We start from the raw sequence: 17,125 nt of genomic DNA, 5'->3' as shown, positions 1-17,125 counted from the left end.
CGTGTCGTCCTCCGTCTGGGGCCCGGAGCCGCTGCCGCGGGTCGCCGCGCCGTTGCGGGAGCAGGTGACCGACCGGGTGCGCGCGGCGATCCTCGACCTGCGGCTGCGCCCCGGCGAGCGGCTCATCGAGCGGGAGCTCACCGAGAACCTCGGGGTCTCCCGGGCCACGGTCCGCGAGGTGATCCGCCAGCTCGCGGCCGAGGGGCTGGTCACGGTCGTGCCGCAGCGCGGCGCCGAGGTGACATCGCTGTCGGCGTCCGACGCGGCCGACATCTACGAGATGCGGGCGTCGCTGGAAGCCCTGGCGGTCCGGCGCTTCGTCCAGCGTGCCGGCGACGACCAGGTCCACGCGCTGCGCGAGGCCGTCGACGAGATCGCGCGCAGCGCCGAGGCGGCCGGCGACCACCTCGCGGCGAAGGACCGCTTCTACGAGGTGCTCATGGAGGGCTCGGCGAGCGGGCCGCTCCAGCAGACCCTCGCCGGCCTGCAGGCGCGGGTGCGGCTGCTGCGCGCCACCTCGCTGTCCGCGCCGGGCCGGCCCGCGCAGGCCGCCCAGGAGCTGAGCGCCGTCGTCGACGCGGTCGAGGCCCGCGACGCCGAGGCCGCGGCCGACGCATGCGTGCTCCACATCAGGAACGCCGCCGCGACCGCGACCGCGCAGCTCGGTGCCTCCGGCATGTGAGCAGTTCGGAGTGCTGGGGCACTCCGAAGTGCTCACATGCGCCGGAGGCGCACCTCACGCGGTCGGCAGGGTCGGCGGGTCCTGGCGGGGGCCGGGGACGCTGCGGTCGCCGCCGCGGCGGGCGCGCTTGTTCTCGTACATCAGCGCGTCGGCGTCGGCGCAGGCGCCGGGGAAGCCGCCGCCGACCGTGAACGGTGCGGTGCCGATCGAGCACGGCACCCCGGCGGAGTCGAGGGCGTCGCGGAGCCGGACGACGAGCCGCTCGGCGTCCTCGGTGCCGACCTGCGCCACGAGCGCGAACTCGTCACCGCCGAGGCGGGCGAGCGGGTCGGTGCTGCGGATCGTCGAGCGCAGGACGGCGGCGCAGTGGCGCAGGTGGCGGTCGCCCGCGTCGTGGCCCTCGGTGTCGTTGACCTCCTTGAGCCCGTCGAGGTCGAGCGTCACCACCGAGGCCGGGTCGCCGAAGCGGCGGAAGCGGTCGTCCTCGCGCTCGAGCCAGCGCTCCCAGCCGCGGCGGTTGAGCAGGCCGGTCAGCGCGTCGGTCTCGGCGTCGCTGACCGCCCGCTCGAGGGCGCGCGCGGAGTCGACGGCGGCGGTGTCCGCCTCGAGGACCGACGACAGCAGGCTCGAGAGCAGGTCGAGCAGCGGCTCCTGGTCGACGAGACGCGGGTCGACCGGCTCGCGGTTCATGCCCACGACCGTGCCGAACAGCGCGCCGTCGCCGGTGACGATCGGCGTGCCGACGTAGGTCCCGACGTCCATGCCCTGGGCCGCCGCCTGGGAGGCGATGCGCTCGAGGTCGGGCACCTCGCGGGTGTTCGGCACGATCCGCGGCGCCGTGCCGGCCACCATGTACTGGCACATCGACGCCGTCCACGGCGCGCTGAGTCCCGGCGCGAGCCCGTAGCCCGCGTCGGCGGTGACCAGCATCGTCTGCTGCCCGTCGGCCACGCGCGTGACCGCCCAGGCGTCGAGCGGCACGACCTGCGCGAGGTAGTCGACGACCATCCGGCACGCGGCGTCGAACGCCCTCGGCGGCGCGAGCCCGGCCGCGACCCGCAGGTCCTGAGTCGTCGTCATGGTCCTCCCCCTGGGCAGCCCCTCGGTCCTCTCCACCGCTGCCGTCGGATCCAGTGTCGCCGCCCAGGATGTACTCGGGTCCATCAGGTCCTGGTTCATCACCCGACCTGAGGATCGAAACGGCCCCGGTCGGCGCGGATCTCACGCGTGGTGAGGTGGGTCGGTGCGCACGACACGGCTCCAGGTCCGGCTCGACGAGATCACGCCGACGCTGCTGCGGGTGCTCGACGTCCCCGCGACGTCGAGCCTCGCCGAGGTCCATCTCCTGCTGCAGGCGGCGCTCGGGTTCGTCGACACGCACCTCTACGAGTTCGGTGCCGGCGAGGCCCGGTACGGCCCGATCGACGAGGACGCGGACGAGGAGCTGGTCGACGCCACCGAGGTCCGCCTGAGCGCCGTGGCGCCGGAGCTCAGCTACGTCTACGACTTCGGGGACTGGTGGTCGTTCACGGCCACCGTCCTCGGTCCGGGCGACCACGAACCGGGCCTCGTGTCCGGGGAGGGCGACGAGCCGGTCGACGACATCGGCGGCGCGACCGGTTACGCCCGGGCCCGCGAGGCCGGCGAGCTGCGTCCGTTCGACGCCGACCGGATCGGCGCGCGCCTGCAGCGTGTCCTCGGCCGCGTTCCGACGGGGGTCCAGGTCGTGCTCGACGCCATCGCCGGCGGCGTGCAGCTGACCCCGCAGGGTCGGCTGCCACGGACGGTCGTGCGGCAGATCCAGCAGCGGTACCCGATGTGGCACCCCAGGGGTGACGAGGCGCCGCCGGCGCAACGGGAGGACGACCTGCATCCCCTCGTCGTCGTCCACGACCTGGTGCGCAGGAGCCGCCTCGCCCGCGCCCGGCACGGGGTCCTGTCCCCGACGAAGAGCGCGGCGGACACCGTCGAGTCCGTGCGTCGCCTGCGCGCCGCTTTCCCTGCGGGCAGCTTCCGGCGACTCCTCATCGAGACGGTGGTGGGGATCCTGCTGGTCGAGGGCCCGCAGCGGACCCAGGCTCTCGTGTCCGCGCTGTACGACGGGCTCGGGCTCTACTGGATCAGCCGGGGCGAGCCGCTCAGCGAGGAGGACATGATGATCGCCCTCCTCCGGGACGCGAACCTGCTCATGGCGCTCGGTCAGATCGAGCAGGAGGACCACCGGTCGGTGGACACCTGGCGCGCCGGGCCCGAGGCGGGGTGGTTGCTGCCGCGGACCGGCCTGTTCGCGCCGGAATCGTGAACTCTCGGGCCGTCTAGTGATGATGCGAGAGAGCGGCAGACGGCCGGATGCTCGGGATGTCTCACGATGTCTCCGGACGTCTCGTGATGACGCTAGACAGCAGCAGAAAGCCGGACACCCGACCGCCACACACCGCGGATGTCGCGGGTCGCGGTGATGTCGGCGACCGGGTCGCCGGCGACGAGCAGCAGGTCGGCGCGCTGTCCGACCACGATCCGCCCGCGGTCACCGAGCCCGAAGACGTCCGCGGGCGTCGCCGTCGCCGCCCGCAGCACGTCCCGCGGCGCCATCCCGGCGCGGACGAGCAGCTCCAGCTCGAGGTGCATCGAGGCGCCGTGCAGGACGGCCGCCGCGTGGCCCGGGACGTCGTTCGCGTCGGTGCCCGCCAGGATCGTCGCCCCGGCGTCGGCCAGGCGCGCGAGGTTCTCCGCCGCGTGCGCGTACGCGGTGCCGGGGCGGTCGCTGACGGGGAGGTGGCCCCGGTCCCCGGCACGCAGGGCGGCGACGACCTCGGGGTCGTGGCCCGCGAGCAGGCGCGGGTCGGCGAGCAGGTCGTCGGTGCTCCGGGCGTCGGCGCGCGCCCGCATCATCGCGAGGGTCGGTGAGACGACGAGCCGGGCGAGGTCGAGGTCGTCGTCGAGGGAGCCGTCGAGCGGCACGTGGGTGAGGACGTCGACCCCCGCCGCGATCGCCGTGCGGAACGCCCAGAGCGTCGGGGCGTGCGCGACGGTCATCAGTCCGTGCGACCGGGCCGCGGCGCACACCGCGGCGACGGTCTCGGGGCTCAGCACCGGACGGTCGACGTCGGCCGGGTTCTCGACGAAGACCTTGAGGTAGTCGGAGCCCTCGCGGACCCGGTCGGCCACGAACTGCTCGGCGTCCTCGGGTCCGGACAGCCCCGGCATCCGCCAGCCCGACGGATCCGGCGGCAGCATCACCGCGGGCCAGCCGTCGACCGCCCCGGCCATGAGCCCGGAGCTGCGCAGGTCGGACTCGTGGGTGTGCGCCGCGGCGCGCCCGCGCAGCATCGCGGTGAACTGCGGCGGTGCCGAGAACATGTCGAGCACGGTCGTGACCCCGTGCCGCAGGTCCTGGCCGAGGTTGCCGGCGCCGCGCAGGTGCACGTGGGCGTCGATCAGCCCGGGCAGCAGGGTCATGCCGCGGCCGTCGATGTCGCCGCCGTCCTCGGCGCCCGGCCGGACGTCGGTGATCACCGCGCCCTCGATCGTCACGCTCGCGGGGCCGAGCACCTCGGTCCCGTCGAACACCACCGCGCCGGAGATCGTCGTCATGCATCGCCTCCCTGACCGATGCGGCCAGGGTGACACCGCACGGGACGCCGTGTCGTGGTGACCGTCGATGGGTGGACGGCGACGGTGCCGGAGATGCTTCGGAAACCGAAGCGTCTCAGCGGGCCCCGGCGTCGAGGTCGAGCGGCACCGGTGCGCGAGTCGCCGACCGCGGTCCCGGTGTCAGGCGAAGCAGGTCAGCGGGCCGCCGTGGTAGGTGACCATGTCATCCAGCGCCGCGAAGACGTCGATCTGCCCGCCGCGGTCGAGCCCGTCGAGCTCGGCGTAGGCGCGGTGGAGGTTGCCGACGATGCGTTCGGCGTCCGGCCAGTCCGTGAAGCGCCCGAGGTCGGTGTCGCGCGCCGCCTGGAGCGGGCTGACGCCGGCCGCGCGGCCGCGCCCGGCGACGTCGAGGACGAAGCGCAGGTAGTCCAGCGTCGCGTCGAGCGGGGCCTGGTCGTGGTAGACGGGCCCGTGGCCGGGGACGGTGGTCTGCGGTGCGAGGGGCTTCAGGACGTTCTCGAGGACGTCGACGGCGCCCGCCACCGACCCCATCAGCAGGAACGGGGTGCCGCCGTTGAAGACGAGGTCGCCGCAGAAGAGCGTCGAGCGCTCCGGGAACCAGACGATCGTGTCGTTGGTCGTGTGCGCGGGGGTCCCGACGTGGACGACCTCGGCGCGCAGGTCGCCCGCGTGGACCGCGACGCGGTCGGTGAAGGTCACGAACGGCGGGTCGAGGGGGAGGTCGCCCCACTCGGGGTTCTGCCAGTAGGGCAGCTCGCGGGCCGGGCCGAAGGCGATCGCCTCGGCGCGGGCGCGCTCGTGCGCGACGATCGCGGCGCCACCGAACAGCGCGTTGCCGAAGGTGTGGTCGCCGTGGTGGTGGGTGTTCACCAGGGTGCGGACGGGACGGTCGGTGACCGAGGCGATGGTGTCGATGAACGCGCGCGTGCGCCGCTCGGTGGAGCACGCGTCGATCGCGAGCACGCCCTGCGGGCCCACCACGAAGCCGGTGTTGTTGATCCACCACGTGCCGTCGGGCTGGACGTAGGCGTGGATGCCGTCGGAGACCTCCTCGCGGCGCGGGGGACCCGGGACGGTGATGTCGTCGTGACGGGAGCTCACTACGTCTCCTTCAGCGGGATCGGGTCGACGCCCGGGACGATCCCGGCGTCGATCGCACCGAGACCGTCGGCCTCGAGGTGCACGCGGTCGCCGGCCTGCAGCCACGGGTAGGTCTCCGCGCCGTGCACCCGGGAGAGCTCGAGCAGGCAGCCGGTGCCGACCGTGCCCGAGCCGATGAGATCTCCCGGGACGACGCGGGTGCCGCGCGACGCGTAGGCGATCATCTGGGCGAAGCTCCAGTACAGGGAGTCGAGGCGCCCGGCGCTGCACTCCCGGTCGTTGACCGACGCGGACATCGCCGCGGACGGGACGAGCTCGTCGGGCGTGAGCATCCACGGCCCGCAGCTCGACGCGAAGTCCTTGCCCTTGGCCGGGCCGAGGTTCAGCTTCATCTCGGCGCCCTGCAGGTCGCGGGCGCTCCAGTCGCAGAACAGCACGTAGCCCGCGATGTACGCCCCGGCCGCGTCGGGCGCGAGGTCCCGGCCCTCGCGCCCGATGACCGCCGCGATCTCCAGCTCGTAGTCCAGCGCCTGGCTGCCGGGCGGGACCGCGACCTCGTCGTGCGGTCCCCGCAACGACGCCGGGTTGGTGAAGTAGAAGACCGGCTGCTCGTACCAGAGCGGGTCCACCGTCAGCCCGATCGCGGCGCTCGCCGTGACGACGTGCTCCTCGAACGCCATGAAGTCGCGGATCGACGGCGGGCGCGGGATCGGGGCGAGGAGGGTGACGGTGGCCGGGTCGACGCCCGGCTCGTCCGCCGCCTCCTGCGCGGCCGTGTCCAGCCGCTCCCGGGCGACCAGCTCGAGCAGCGACGAGGTGCTCCGGACGGGGTGCAGCAGGTCGCCCCGCCACACGCCCACCCGCTCGTCGCCGTCGGACGTACGGAACGTGCTCCAGCGCAAGAACCCTCCTCAGCCGAACTCGGCCCGCAGCAGCTCCGCGGCCTTGGCCATGGACACGAGCTTCCCGCGCGCCATCGGCCGCGCCAAGGAGAACAGCCCGCAGTCCGACGTCAGGTGCACGCGGTCGGGCGAGACGTGCTCGAGGGCCTTGCGCACGCCGGCCGCGATCGCCTCCGGGGTCTCGACGACCAGCCGCTTGATGTCGATGCAGCCGACCCCGATGCCCTTGTCGCTGGGGAAGCGCGACCACAGGGCGAAGTCGTCGTCGGGGAAGCCGGTCTCGGCGAACGCGTACTCGACGGCGTCGACCTGCAGGTCGTTCGCGACGAGCTCGTGGAAGCCCGCGTACGGGGTGATGCCGACCGGGACACCGCTGGCCAGGTGGCAGATGTGGAAGATCGTCAGGGCGTCGACGCCCTCGAGGGCCTGGTTGAGCGTCTCGACGACCAGCGGGTAGTCCTCGGGCTGGTGCAGCGTGAAGCCGACGTCGTCGAGCTGGAGAACCTCGACCCCGGCGGCGACCGCGTCCTTGAACTCGGCGTTGTAGGCGGCCGCGAGGTCGCGGTACAGGGCCTTCTTGTCGTGGTAGTGGCGGTCGGTCAGCCAGCCGCCGATGTTCGCCGGGCCCATGCCGCTGGCGAACTTCACGGTGCGGGGGCTGACGGCGCGCGCGGCGCTCCACAGGTCGGCGAGGTGCATCGTGCCGCGACCGATCGGCCCGTCGACGGCGACCTCGCTCCACGTGCCGGCGAACGGCGCCGCGGTCTCGGTGCCGAACATGTCGAACAGGTGGTTCGGCGCGGGCTCCACCGTGATGCCGTCGAGGTGGTAGGCGGGGTAGAGCAGGAACGAGGAGATGAAGCCCTCGTGGCGGTCGTACCAGAGGTGCCCGTCGGTCGGCAGGTCGATCCCGGCGTCGATCTGGTCGCCGATCATGGCGCGGACGCCGTCGGAGTAGGCCTCGGCGAAGTCACCGCGGCGCATCGCCACGCGGATGTCCTCGCCGCCGAGGTCGAAGGTGTTCCACTTGGGCCGCGGGTAGGAACCCACCGCGGTCGTCGGGAAGAGGTGGCCGAAGTGGTCGCTGAGCCGGCGGGGCATCGTGGGCCTCCCACGTCGTCGGGGTCGTGGAAGCCACCGTGGCGCGGATCCCGTCGCGGATCAGGTGCCGGTTCGGTTGCGATCCGGGCTTGACACGCCCACCAGGTCCGCCGCCTGGCGGAACGCGAGCGCCGTGCGCGAGGTGTCGTCGACGCGCGTGGCCACCGAGACGTGGCACTCCTCGCCCGCCAGCGGCACGAAGCGCACGTCGGGCCGGGCGAAGAACCGCCGCGCCGGGTCGCCGTGGATGCCGAGCATCCCCGACGTCGCGACGGCCGCCGGGATCGCGGCCGGGGTGCGCACCATCGGGCTGCGGCGCGACACCTGCGTCGCCGGTCCGGCCCAGCGTCCGAGACCGGGGTGCCGCCCGACCGGGCGCACCCACGGCGAGCCCGCGACGTCGTCCTCCTCGAGCCGCTCGGCGTCTGCGAACGGGGACGCGACCGGCACCACGGCGACCCGCCCGGCCCTCAGCACGTGGTCGAGACGCAGGCCGTCGACGGGTCCGACGTCGTGGACCACGGCGACGTCGACCTCGCCCTCGCGCACGGCGTCGAACTGCGAGTCCCAGTCCAGCTCGATGTGGACGAGGGTGCTGGTGGGGAGCTGGGCCTGGACGAGCCGGCGCAGCGCCGGCCAGCGGTCGGCGGCCCCGAAGCCGAGGACGCCGACGCGGACGACACCGTCGTCGTGCGCGGGCGGCGCGTCGCGGACGGCGGCCGCGAGGTCGTCGACACGGGCGAGGACGTCCCGGGCCCGCTCGACCAGCCGTGCTCCGGCGGGCGTGAGGTCGACCCGCCGGCTCGTGCGGTCGAACAGCCGCGCGCCGATCTCCTTCTCGAGGGCACGGACATGCCGCCCGAAGGCCTGCGGAGCGATGTAGTGCCGCTCGGCTGCCTTCCGGAAGTGCCGTTCCTCCGCCAGCGTCACCACGTAGCGGAGTTCCCGTATGTCCATGTCCCGTCCTCCGTGCCCGGCGACGCTACTGCGACGGGCCTCCCGGAGGAACGGCTCGATGCCCGGGGCTCGGGTGCTCGAGATGCTTCGACATCCGAAGCGTCTTCCACGGACCCGGGCTGTCCCGGCCGCGCAGCCTCGATCGCGCTGCGCGGAACCGGTGCTTGACCTCGACCTTTGTCCAGGTCGCACCGTCGAGCGCATGACCGAACACCGACCCACCGCACTCATCACCGGCGCGTCCCGCGGACTCGGACGAGCCCTGACCGCCGACCTCGCGACCGACGGCTGGCGGGTCGTCGTCGACGCCCGGCACGGCGACGAGCTCGCCGCCGCGGTCGCGGGGCTGCCCGACGTGGTGCCCGTGCCCGGCGACGTCGCCGACCCCGCCCACCGCGCGGAGCTCGCCGAGACCGTCGACGACCTCGGCGGCCTGGACGTCCTCGTCCTCAACGCGAGCCTGCTCGGGCCGAGCCCGCAGCCGCAGCTCGCCGACTACCCCCTCGACGTGCTCGAACAGGTCATGCGCGTCAACGTCGTCGCCCCGCTCGGGCTGGTCCAGGCGCTGCGCGGGCTCCTGCGGCCCGGTGCGCGGATCGTCGCGATCACGTCCGACGCCGGCGCCGAGCCGATGGACGGCTGGGGCGGCTACGGCACGTCGAAGGCGGCGCTGGAGTTCCTCGGCGCCGTCCTCGCCGTCGAGAACCCGCAGTGGCGCGTCCTGGTCGTCGACCCCGGCGACATGCGCACCGTCATGCACCAGGAGGCGTTCCCGGACGAGGACATCAGCGACCGCCCCGAGCCCGAGACCGTCGTCCCCGCGCTGCGCGTCCTCATCGACGGCGATCACCCGAGCGGCCGCTACCGCGCCGCCGACCTGGCCCCGGCGGTGACGTCGTGATCGTCATCCCGTCCACCCGCTTCCTCCTGCCGCCCGGAGCCGAGGCCCACGAGCCGCCCGAGCACCGCGGCCTCGCCCGCGACGGTGTGCGGCTGCTCGTCGCCCGACCCGACCGCGTCGAGCACCGGCGGTTCGGCGAGCTCGCGGCCGTCCTCGAGCCGGGCGACCTGCTCGTCGTCAACACCTCCGCGACGCTGCCGGCCGCGCTCGACGTCCGGCACCACGACGGGCGGCCGATGACGCTGCACGTCGCGACGGCGCTCGACGACGGCGACTGGGTCGTCGAGCCGCGCCGTCCCGACGGCCCCGAGCGCGACGTCGCCCCCGGCGACCGGCTCGGGCTGCCCGGCGTCGTGCTGACGCTGGTCGCGCCGTATCCCGACGAGCTCGCCCCGCGGCGGCTGTGGCGGGCGCGCCCGTGGCCGCTGGTCGGGCTGGCCGGGTACCTCGCGACGTACGGGCGCCCGATCGCGTACGGGCACCTCGAGGGCCGCTTCCCGCTCGCCGACCACCAGACCGTCTACGCCACCGAGCCCGGCAGCGCCGAGATGCCGAGCGCCGGGCGCCCGCTCTCGGAGCAGCTGCTCGTGCGGCTGATGGCCCGCGGCGTGACGGTGGCGCCGCTCGTCCTGCACGCGGGGGTGTCGAGCCCGGAGAAGCACGAGCCGCCGACGCCCGAGCGGTACACGGTGCCGCGGGCGACCGCGCGGCTGGTCAACTCGGCGCACGCGGTCGGGTCGCGGGTCGTCGCGGTCGGGACGACGGTCGTGCGGGCGCTGGAGACGGTGGCCGCACCCGATGGCACCGTGTCCCCGGGACACGGGTGGACCGACCTCGTCCTCGGCGCCCACCGTCCCGCGCGCACGATCACCGGGCTGATCTCGGGGCTGCACGAACCCGAGGCGAGCCACCTCGCGCTGCTCGAGGCCGTGGCCGGCCCGGAGCTCGTCGGGCGCACCTACGAGGCCGCGGTGGCCGAGCGCTACCTGTGGCACGAGTTCGGTGACTCGACACTCCTCCTGCCGTGAGGTCGTTCCCGGCCACGGTCACCCGGGTACGCGAAGCGCATGCAGACGACGCGATTGGGCAAGACCGACCTGCAGGTGTCGCGGATCGCGTTCGGCACCTGGCAGGTCTCGGGCGAGTGGGGCTCCTACGACGCCGACGCCGCGCAGCGGGCGATCCGGCACGCGCTGGACCTCGGCGTGAACTTCTTCGACACCGCCCAGGCCTACGGCTTCGGCGAGTCCGAGGAGGTCCTCGCCAACGCCCTGCGCAACGAGCTGGACCGTGACCGGGACTCCGTCGTCATCGCCACCAAGGGCGGCATCAACCCCGGCACCGACCGTCCGCGCGACTCCCGCCGGGAGTGGCTGCGCTCGGGTGTCGAGTCGTCCCTGAAGGCGATGAAGATCGACCACATCGACCTCTACCAGGTGCACTGGCCCGACGAGCAGACACCGTTCGAGGACACGGCGGGCTACCTGCAGGAGCTGGTCGACGAGGGCAAGATCCGGCACGTCGGGGTGTCGAACTACTCCGCCGAGCAGATGGCCGCGTTCGACCGTCGCCGGCCGGTGGAGACGCTGCAGCCGCCGTACCATCTGTTCCGCCGCGGGATCGAGGACGACGTGCTCCCGTACGTGCGCCAGCACGACATCGGCACCCTCGTCTACAGCCCGCTCGGCTCGGGCCTGCTGACGGGCACGATGGACTCCTCGACCACCTTCGAGGACTCCGACTGGCGCGCGCAGGCCTCCGCCTTCAACGGCGAGAAGTTCCGGACGAACCTCGAGGTCGTCGAGCGGCTGAAGTCGTTCGCCGCCGACAAGGGCTGCGAGGTCTCCCAGCTCGCGATCGCGTGGGTGCTGGCCCAGGACGGCATCGACGTCGCGATCGTCGGGGCGCGGTCGGACAAGAACATCGAGCGCTCGCTGGCCGCGGTCGACGTCTCGCTGTCCGCCGACGACCTCGCCGAGATCGAGAAGATCACCGCCGACGGCGTCCAGGTGAGCGGCGCCTCGCCCGAAGGCGTCGCCTGACGCGACACTTGACCCTCACGCGACGAGAGGGCCGAGGGTGGTTCCCATGACCGAGACGGCACCGGGGACCACCCAGCCGGTGACACAGTGGACGGTCGGCCAGGTGGCCGAGCGTTCCGGGGTGACGGTCCGGACCCTGCACCACTACGACGAGATCGGGCTCCTGCGCCCGAGCCGCCGCAGTGCGTCGGGGTACCGGATCTACATCGACGACGACCTCGTGCGCCTGCAGCACGTGGTCGTCTACCGGCGGCTGGGGTTCTCGCTCGAGGAGGTCGCCGTCCTCCTCGACGACCCCGACGCCGACGTCGCCGGGCACCTGCGCCGGCAACGGGCCGCGGTCATGTCCCGGCTGGGCGAGCTCACCGAGCTCGTCACGGCCATCGATCGAGCCCTGGAGGCAGCAGTGTCCGGCATCCAGCTGACGCGTGAGGAGCAGCGGGAGCTGTTCGGCGAGGGGTACTCGGAGGAGTACCAGGAGGAGGCGCAGGAGCGCTGGGGCGACACGGAGGCGTGGCGCCAGTCCCAGGAGCGCACCACGCGCTACACGAAGGCCGACTGGGAGACGATCAAGGCCGAGACGGACGACGTCAACGCCCGCTTCGTCGCCGCCCTGCAGGCCGGCGAGCCCGCCGACGGCGAACGCGCCATGGACGTCGCGGAGGCCCACCGACAGCACATGGCGCGGTGGTTCTTCGACTGCTCGCCGGAGTTCCACGCCTGCATCTCCCGGATGTACGTCGACGACGAGCGGTTCCGGAAGACCTACGAGGACCAGGCGACGGGCCTGGCGCAGTACGTCCACGACGCCGTGCACGCCAACGCGATGCGTCCGGAGTGAACGGCGGCTCGACTTTCGTCTGATGTGCGCGCGGTCGACCGCCGCCTACGCTCCGCGACATGGAGGCAGGCCGTCGGGAGCAGCGCTGGGCGACGGTGACCGTGCTCCTCGTCGTCGCCGTCCTCGGCGGCCTGTCGGTGATCAGCCGCACCGACACCCGCGCGTCGCTCCCCGCCACCGTCACCGACATCGCGGCGACGCTCCTCGCGTGTGCGCTGGTCCCGGTGCTGATCCGCCGGCCGGTGCCCGGGGCGCTCGGCATGGCCGTGCTCGCGACGTTCTCGCCGGCGGCCACCCCGGCCGCCACGATCGCGGTGCTGCGGGTCGCGTCGCAGCGGCCGCTGTCCGTCGCGGTGTGGGTGGGTCTCGCGAGCACGGTCGCCCACGCGATCCAGGGCGTCGTCCGCCCGATCCCCGGCCTGCCGTACGGCTGGTTGCTGGTGATCGACGTGGCCGTGCACGCCGCCCTCGTCGCGTGGGGGGCGCTCGTCCGGCAACGGGAGGCAGCGCGGGTCGACCGCGAGCAGCGCGACCGGGAGGAGCAGGCCGAGCGCATCGCGGCGGCCCGCCGGCACGAGCGCGCGACGATCGCGCGGGAGATGCACGACGTCCTCGGCCACCGGCTCTCGCTGGTCGCGGCGTCGGCGGGAGCCCTGGAGTACCGCCCGGACGCCTCCGCCGAGCAGGTCGCCCGTGCCGCGAGCGTCGTGCGGGCGGGCGCGCACCAGGCGCTCGAGGAGCTGCGGGAGGTGATCGGCGTGCTGCGGGCCGACGACCTCGTGGGCGTCTCCGACAGCCAGGCGCCGCCGCAGCCGACGCTCGCCGACCTCCCCACGCTGATCGCGGAGTCGCGGGACGCGGGGGCGACGGTGGAGCTGGACGACCAGGTCACCGAGGTCCCCGACACCCTGGGCCGCACCGCGTACCGGATCGTGCAGGAGGGGCTGACGAACGCGCGGAAGCACGCGGCGGGGGAGACGGTGCGCGTCGCGGTCTCGGGTTCGCCGGGGTCGATGCTCCGGATCGAGGTCCGCAACCGGGTGCCGGACCCGCGGTCGTCGTCCGACGGGCGCGGCACCGGGCTCGTCGGGCTCGGTGAGCGCGCGGCGTCCGTGGGTGGGCGTCTCGAGCACGGCGAGACGCCCGACGGCGACTTCCGGGTGATCGCCGAACTACCGTGGCCGGCGTGAGCTCCGAGGACGGGATCCGCGTGCTCGTCGTCGACGACGACGCCCTCGTCCGCGGCGCCCTGACGATGATGCTCGACGGCGCCGACGGCATCCGCGTCGTCGGCGAGGCGTCGGACGGCGACGAGGTGCCGGGCTTCGTCGACGCCCACGCCCCGCACGTCGTCCTGATGGACCTGCGCATGCCCCGCGTCGGCGGACTGGCTGCGACGAAGCGGCTGCGCGAGCGCCCGAACCCGCCCGAGGTCGTCGTGCTCACGACCTTCGACAGCAACGAGAACGTGCTCCACGCCCTGCGCGCCGGCGCCAGCGGCTTCCTGCTCAAGGACACGCCGCCGGCGCAGATCGTCGATGCGGTGAAGCGGGTCGCTCTCGGTGACCCCATCCTGTCGCCGACCGTCACCCGCCGGCTGATGGAGCGCGCCGGAGCGGAGGAGGGCACGCGGGAGAAGGCCCGGGCTTCTCTGCGGTCTCTCAGTGATCGGGAGCGCGACGTCGCCGACGCCATCGCCCGCGGCTGCTCCAACGCCGAGATCGCCGCCGAGGCGTACATGAGCGTCGCGACCGTGAAGGCGCACGTCTCGCACGTGCTCTCGAAGCTCGACCTCGACAACCGCACCCAGATCGCCCTGCTGGTGCACGACGCGGAGCGGTGATCGCTGCCCGGGTGACGAGCGGTGTCACATCTGACCGGGATCGTCACCGGGCTGGCGATCTCAGCCGAACGGCACCCGCGTCGGGCCCTCGATCGCTAGCGTGAGATCCGCTCGACGAGCCGGAGGAGGACCGCGCCATGACCGAACCCGGTGGGTTGGGTGACAAGGGGTCCTTCAGCGTCGACATCTCCCAGGCGCCGGGAGCGATCCGGGAGTTGGAGCAGGCGCGCCGGGAACTCGTGTCCATTCGAAGCGAAGCGCAGACCCTCGGTCAGGTGAACCCGCCGTCCCGAGACCAGGTCAGTCTCGATGCTGCGCAAGCACTCGGATTGGCGGGTGTCGGATCGCCTGCCTCATTCATGCAGGCGCTCGACGGCGGAATCCAAGAGCTCTCCCGGATGATCGATGCACTTCGCGCGAGCTTCGAGAACTACCGAGCCGGCGATGAGCAAGCGCGTTCTGCGCTCAGCCAACAGCCATGATGCGCGCTGGGATGCTGATGGCTCTTCTCCTACTCGTCGCCGCATGCGCATCTCGACCGGAGCCCACGAGTCAGCCGCTGACCACCGATCGATTCGGTGCACCCGCCGTCACGGAGCCGAGAGATGTCGCGCCATACGGGGCGCGACCCTGCGCCGGGCCGCTCACCGGGTCGGATTGGGCCGCTCTCGGCTTCGGGGAGAGCGGTCGGCCGAGGACTCTGATGACCGGGGAGGAGTCGTGCGACCTCGAGGGTCCTGCCAACGAACGGTCGGCCTCCTTCATCGTCGTTCCCGGACGCGACGTCCTGGTCGACACCTACCGGGCACGGCAGTTCGCCCTCTTTCGACCAACGACCATCGGTGGACTGCCCGCAACGGTTGAGCAAAGCTTTCGAGGAGCCCTGACCTGCTCCGTCACCGTTGGTACGGCGAATGGGCAGGGGTTCATCGTGAACTACTCGGAGTTCGGCGCGGCTTCGGCTTCGTCCGGCTCTGATCCGTGTGCCCGCGGGCAGCAGGTCGCCGAGCGCATCGTCGCCGCTCTCCCTCCCCTCCCCGGCAAGTAGTTCCAGCAACCCGTGTCCTCAGGACACGGTTGCTCGCGACCACCCCACCCCCGGGGTCGGGTTCGAGCGAAGCGACCCCACGACCACGTCGCGCTCGCTAGCGTTTCACTGATCGACGGCAGGAGGAGGGACGACGCCCATGACCCAGCCCGGGGGCCTGGACGCCAAGGGGTCCTTCAGCGTCGACATCACTCAGGCACCCCGCGCGATCCAGGAGCTGGAGGCCGCCCGCCGAGAACTCCGCAGCATCCGTGATGAGGCGCTCTCCCTGACCGACGTCCGTCCAGGGGCTGCGGACCAGGTCAGCATCGATGCTGCGACGGCACTGAGTAGGCGAGCGAACGGTTCGCCCGCGTCCCTGATGGAGTCGCTCGATCAAGGCATCGCCGAGCTCACCCGCATGATCGATGCGCTCCGAGCTGGCTTCGCGGACTACGAGCACGCTGATGACGGCGCGAGACGGAGTTTCGCTCAACGGCGATGATCAAGCGACTGTTGTGCCTGCTCACCCTCGCGCTGGTGGCTTCGTGTGGCCAGGCGGCTCCCCAACCGCCGAGCGACCAGCGCTTCGGGGCGCCGCTTCCCGGGACGACGCGAGACCTTGGAGTGGCCGCGAACGACCCATGTCGGCTACTCGACCGAGGGGCCTGGTCGCGTCTCGGCTTCAACCCCACGGGGGAGCTGCGGCTGCTCAGCACCGGAGAGCGATCGTGCTGGTGGACGGCCCCGAGCGACGATCAATTCGTCAGCGTGATCGTTTCGCCGGCCCGCGACGTACTCGTCGATGCGTACCGCCTTCGCAAGTTTGCGATCTTGCAGCCGATCACCATCGGGGGACTTCCGGGGACACGGGAGCAGGCGTCTGCAGATTCGTTCTCGTGCACGGTCACCGTTGGTACGGCGGTGGGTCAGGGTCTCATCGCGACGTATGACGATCAGGCCGCTGCTTCGGGCCGACACGCTGTGAGGGCGTGCCCGCAGGCGGAAGCCGTCGCTACAGAGATCGTCGGATCGTTGGCCGTCCCGCCTGGGAAGTGACGGCTCACGGGATCAGGAGCGTCTTCCCCACCGTCTCCCGCGCCGCGATCGCCGCGTGCGCGTCGGCAGCCCGAGCCAGCGGGAAGGTCTGGCCGATGACGGGCCGGTACCGCCCGGCTGCGGCTTCCTCCAGCGTCCGTTCCACCAGCGCACGGCGCCGCGCCCGGTCCAGTCGCGGGAGGTCGGTCAGACCTGTCACCGCGATCCCGCGCCGAGCGGCGTCCGATGCGTCCGGAACAGCGAACTCCCCGCCCGCCGTCCCGTACGACACGAACCGACCGCCGTCCGAGACCAGCGAGAACGCCGTACGACCGAGCGCGCTCCCGGCCCCGTCCAGCACCGTGTCGACGGTCCCGACCCGGTCAGACCAGTCGGGCTCCCCGTAGTCCACGACCTGGGCCGCGCCGAGCGACCGAAGTACTTCGGCTTTCGAAGCACCACGAGCGGCAGCGACGACCTCCACCCCGCGGCGGGTCAGCTCCTGCACGAGCAGCACCCCCGCCCCGCCGGCCGCCGCCATCACGAGCACCCGCGAACCCGCCGCCGCCGATACGGCCTCCAGCAGCAACTGGACCGTCGGGCCGTCGTGGAGGAGCGCGACCGAGGAATGGTCACCGAGACCCGAGGGCACCGGGATCAGCTCCGACAAAGCCACCACGGCCCGGGAGGCGTAGCCGCCGACCGGGATCTCCGCGCCGCCCACGTCCTGCTTCGTGTCGGCCACGACGCGACGGCCGGAGGCGTGCCCGACGACCCCGCTCCCCGGCACGTACGGCAGCGAGAGCGGGAAGAAGCCCGAACCCCAACCCGAGCGCAGCAGGGTGTCCAGGAACATCACGTCGGCGGCGGTCACCTCGATCACCGCCTCGCCGAGACCGGCCACCGGGTCGGCCACCGTCGCCGGCCGCAACACCGAGGGTCCACCGAATCTCTCGACCTGCACCACGTCCATGCCGGGAGGGTCGACGCTGAAGGAAGGTCGAGGTCAAGAGACACGCGCGCCCCCGGAGACCGGGGCTGTCGGGACCCTCGTCTAGCGTCGTCGGGAAGCGGG

At 72.9% G+C, this 17,125-nt stretch carries 19 protein-coding genes; 12 read left to right on the top strand and 7 right to left on the bottom strand.

Annotated features, from left to right (window positions below):
- The first annotated feature begins 1 nt into the window (after nt 1).
- Nucleotides 2-682 carry a GntR family transcriptional regulator gene (locus tag ACR9E3_RS03895; protein ID WP_460378696.1) on the top strand — a complete coding sequence of 227 codons (681 nt, stop codon included), beginning with the start codon at nt 2-4 and terminating at the stop codon, nt 680-682.
- A gap of 54 nt (nt 683-736) precedes the next feature.
- Here the strand turns inward: ACR9E3_RS03895 and ACR9E3_RS03890 are convergent, their stop codons facing one another.
- Complete coding sequence (locus ACR9E3_RS03890) at nt 737-1,762, bottom strand: GGDEF domain-containing protein (protein ID WP_460378694.1); 1,026 nt, start codon at nt 1,760-1,762, stop codon at nt 737-739.
- Nucleotides 1,763-1,925: 163 nt separating this feature from the next.
- On the opposite strand from ACR9E3_RS03890, the gene ACR9E3_RS03885 reads away from it, so the two are divergent.
- Nucleotides 1,926-2,984, top strand: coding sequence for a plasmid pRiA4b ORF-3 family protein (locus tag ACR9E3_RS03885; RefSeq protein ID WP_460378692.1), 1,059 nt, complete (start codon nt 1,926-1,928; stop codon nt 2,982-2,984).
- Nucleotides 2,985-3,076: 92 nt separating this feature from the next.
- Here ACR9E3_RS03885 and ACR9E3_RS03880 read toward each other — a convergent pair whose 3' ends face one another.
- The 5 genes from ACR9E3_RS03880 to ACR9E3_RS03860 form a co-directional block, all read right to left on the bottom strand.
- Entirely contained in the window at nt 3,077-4,276 is a 1,200-nt protein-coding gene (locus ACR9E3_RS03880) for an amidohydrolase family protein (RefSeq protein WP_460378690.1), read from the bottom strand.
- 180 nt (nt 4,277-4,456) lie between these two features.
- Nucleotides 4,457-5,398: an MBL fold metallo-hydrolase gene (locus tag ACR9E3_RS03875; protein ID WP_460378688.1), complete on the bottom strand. Its 942-nt coding sequence runs from the start codon at nt 5,396-5,398 to the stop codon at nt 4,457-4,459.
- The gene (locus tag ACR9E3_RS03870; protein WP_460378687.1) at nt 5,398-6,300 is read right to left on the bottom strand and encodes a fumarylacetoacetate hydrolase family protein; all 903 of its coding nucleotides are present in this window, start codon (nt 6,298-6,300) and stop codon (nt 5,398-5,400) included. Before ACR9E3_RS03870 ends, ACR9E3_RS03875 begins: the two co-directional genes overlap by 1 nt.
- Before the next feature lie 9 nt (nt 6,301-6,309).
- The gene (locus tag ACR9E3_RS03865; protein WP_460378686.1) at nt 6,310-7,401 is read right to left on the bottom strand and encodes a hypothetical protein; all 1,092 of its coding nucleotides are present in this window, start codon (nt 7,399-7,401) and stop codon (nt 6,310-6,312) included.
- A gap of 60 nt (nt 7,402-7,461) precedes the next feature.
- A complete protein-coding gene (locus tag ACR9E3_RS03860) occupies nt 7,462-8,358 on the bottom strand; it encodes a LysR family transcriptional regulator (RefSeq protein ID WP_460378684.1) in 897 nt (298 codons plus the stop codon).
- Nucleotides 8,359-8,560: 202 nt separating this feature from the next.
- Between ACR9E3_RS03860 and ACR9E3_RS03855 the strand changes: the two genes are divergently transcribed.
- From ACR9E3_RS03855 to ACR9E3_RS03810, 10 genes are all read left to right on the top strand, one after another.
- Nucleotides 8,561-9,259, top strand: a complete 699-nt coding sequence (locus ACR9E3_RS03855) for an SDR family NAD(P)-dependent oxidoreductase (protein WP_460378682.1) — start codon at nt 8,561-8,563, stop codon at nt 9,257-9,259.
- Entirely contained in the window at nt 9,256-10,287 is a 1,032-nt protein-coding gene (locus tag ACR9E3_RS03850; protein ID WP_460378680.1) for an S-adenosylmethionine:tRNA ribosyltransferase-isomerase, read from the top strand. The genes ACR9E3_RS03855 and ACR9E3_RS03850 overlap by 4 nt, the downstream gene beginning before the upstream one ends.
- Before the next feature lie 39 nt (nt 10,288-10,326).
- The gene (locus ACR9E3_RS03845) at nt 10,327-11,301 is read left to right on the top strand and encodes an aldo/keto reductase (RefSeq protein ID WP_460378677.1); all 975 of its coding nucleotides are present in this window, start codon (nt 10,327-10,329) and stop codon (nt 11,299-11,301) included.
- A 46-nt stretch (nt 11,302-11,347) separates the two neighbouring features.
- Nucleotides 11,348-12,142 carry a MerR family transcriptional regulator gene (locus ACR9E3_RS03840; protein WP_460378676.1) on the top strand — a complete coding sequence of 265 codons (795 nt, stop codon included), beginning with the start codon at nt 11,348-11,350 and terminating at the stop codon, nt 12,140-12,142.
- Between the two features lie 59 nt (nt 12,143-12,201).
- Complete coding sequence (locus ACR9E3_RS03835) at nt 12,202-13,332, top strand: sensor histidine kinase (protein ID WP_460378673.1); 1,131 nt, start codon at nt 12,202-12,204, stop codon at nt 13,330-13,332.
- On the top strand, nt 13,320-13,985 hold the full coding sequence (locus ACR9E3_RS03830) for a response regulator (protein WP_460378671.1): 666 nt from the start codon (nt 13,320-13,322) through the stop codon (nt 13,983-13,985). The genes ACR9E3_RS03835 and ACR9E3_RS03830 overlap by 13 nt, the downstream gene beginning before the upstream one ends.
- A 137-nt stretch (nt 13,986-14,122) precedes the next feature.
- Complete coding sequence (locus tag ACR9E3_RS03825) at nt 14,123-14,467, top strand: hypothetical protein (RefSeq protein ID WP_460378668.1); 345 nt, start codon at nt 14,123-14,125, stop codon at nt 14,465-14,467.
- Entirely contained in the window at nt 14,464-15,033 is a 570-nt protein-coding gene (locus ACR9E3_RS03820; protein WP_460378666.1) for a DUF3558 family protein, read from the top strand. Before ACR9E3_RS03825 ends, ACR9E3_RS03820 begins: the two co-directional genes overlap by 4 nt.
- A 139-nt stretch (nt 15,034-15,172) precedes the next feature.
- Nucleotides 15,173-15,517 (top strand): PE domain-containing protein, encoded by a 345-nt coding sequence (locus ACR9E3_RS03815; RefSeq protein ID WP_460378664.1) that lies wholly within the window; start codon nt 15,173-15,175, stop codon nt 15,515-15,517.
- The gene (locus ACR9E3_RS03810; protein ID WP_460378661.1) at nt 15,514-16,071 is read left to right on the top strand and encodes a DUF3558 family protein; all 558 of its coding nucleotides are present in this window, start codon (nt 15,514-15,516) and stop codon (nt 16,069-16,071) included. Before ACR9E3_RS03815 ends, ACR9E3_RS03810 begins: the two co-directional genes overlap by 4 nt.
- Before the next feature lie 4 nt (nt 16,072-16,075).
- Here ACR9E3_RS03810 and ACR9E3_RS03805 read toward each other — a convergent pair whose 3' ends face one another.
- On the bottom strand, nt 16,076-17,023 hold the full coding sequence (locus ACR9E3_RS03805; protein WP_460378658.1) for a zinc-binding dehydrogenase: 948 nt from the start codon (nt 17,021-17,023) through the stop codon (nt 16,076-16,078).
- Nucleotides 17,024-17,125 lie beyond the last annotated feature (102 nt).

This window comes from Actinomycetospora sp. C-140 (assembly GCF_054796175.1).
The sequence above is the reverse complement of the archived record's forward strand: the minus strand, read 5'-3'. Positions and strand labels throughout refer to the sequence as shown.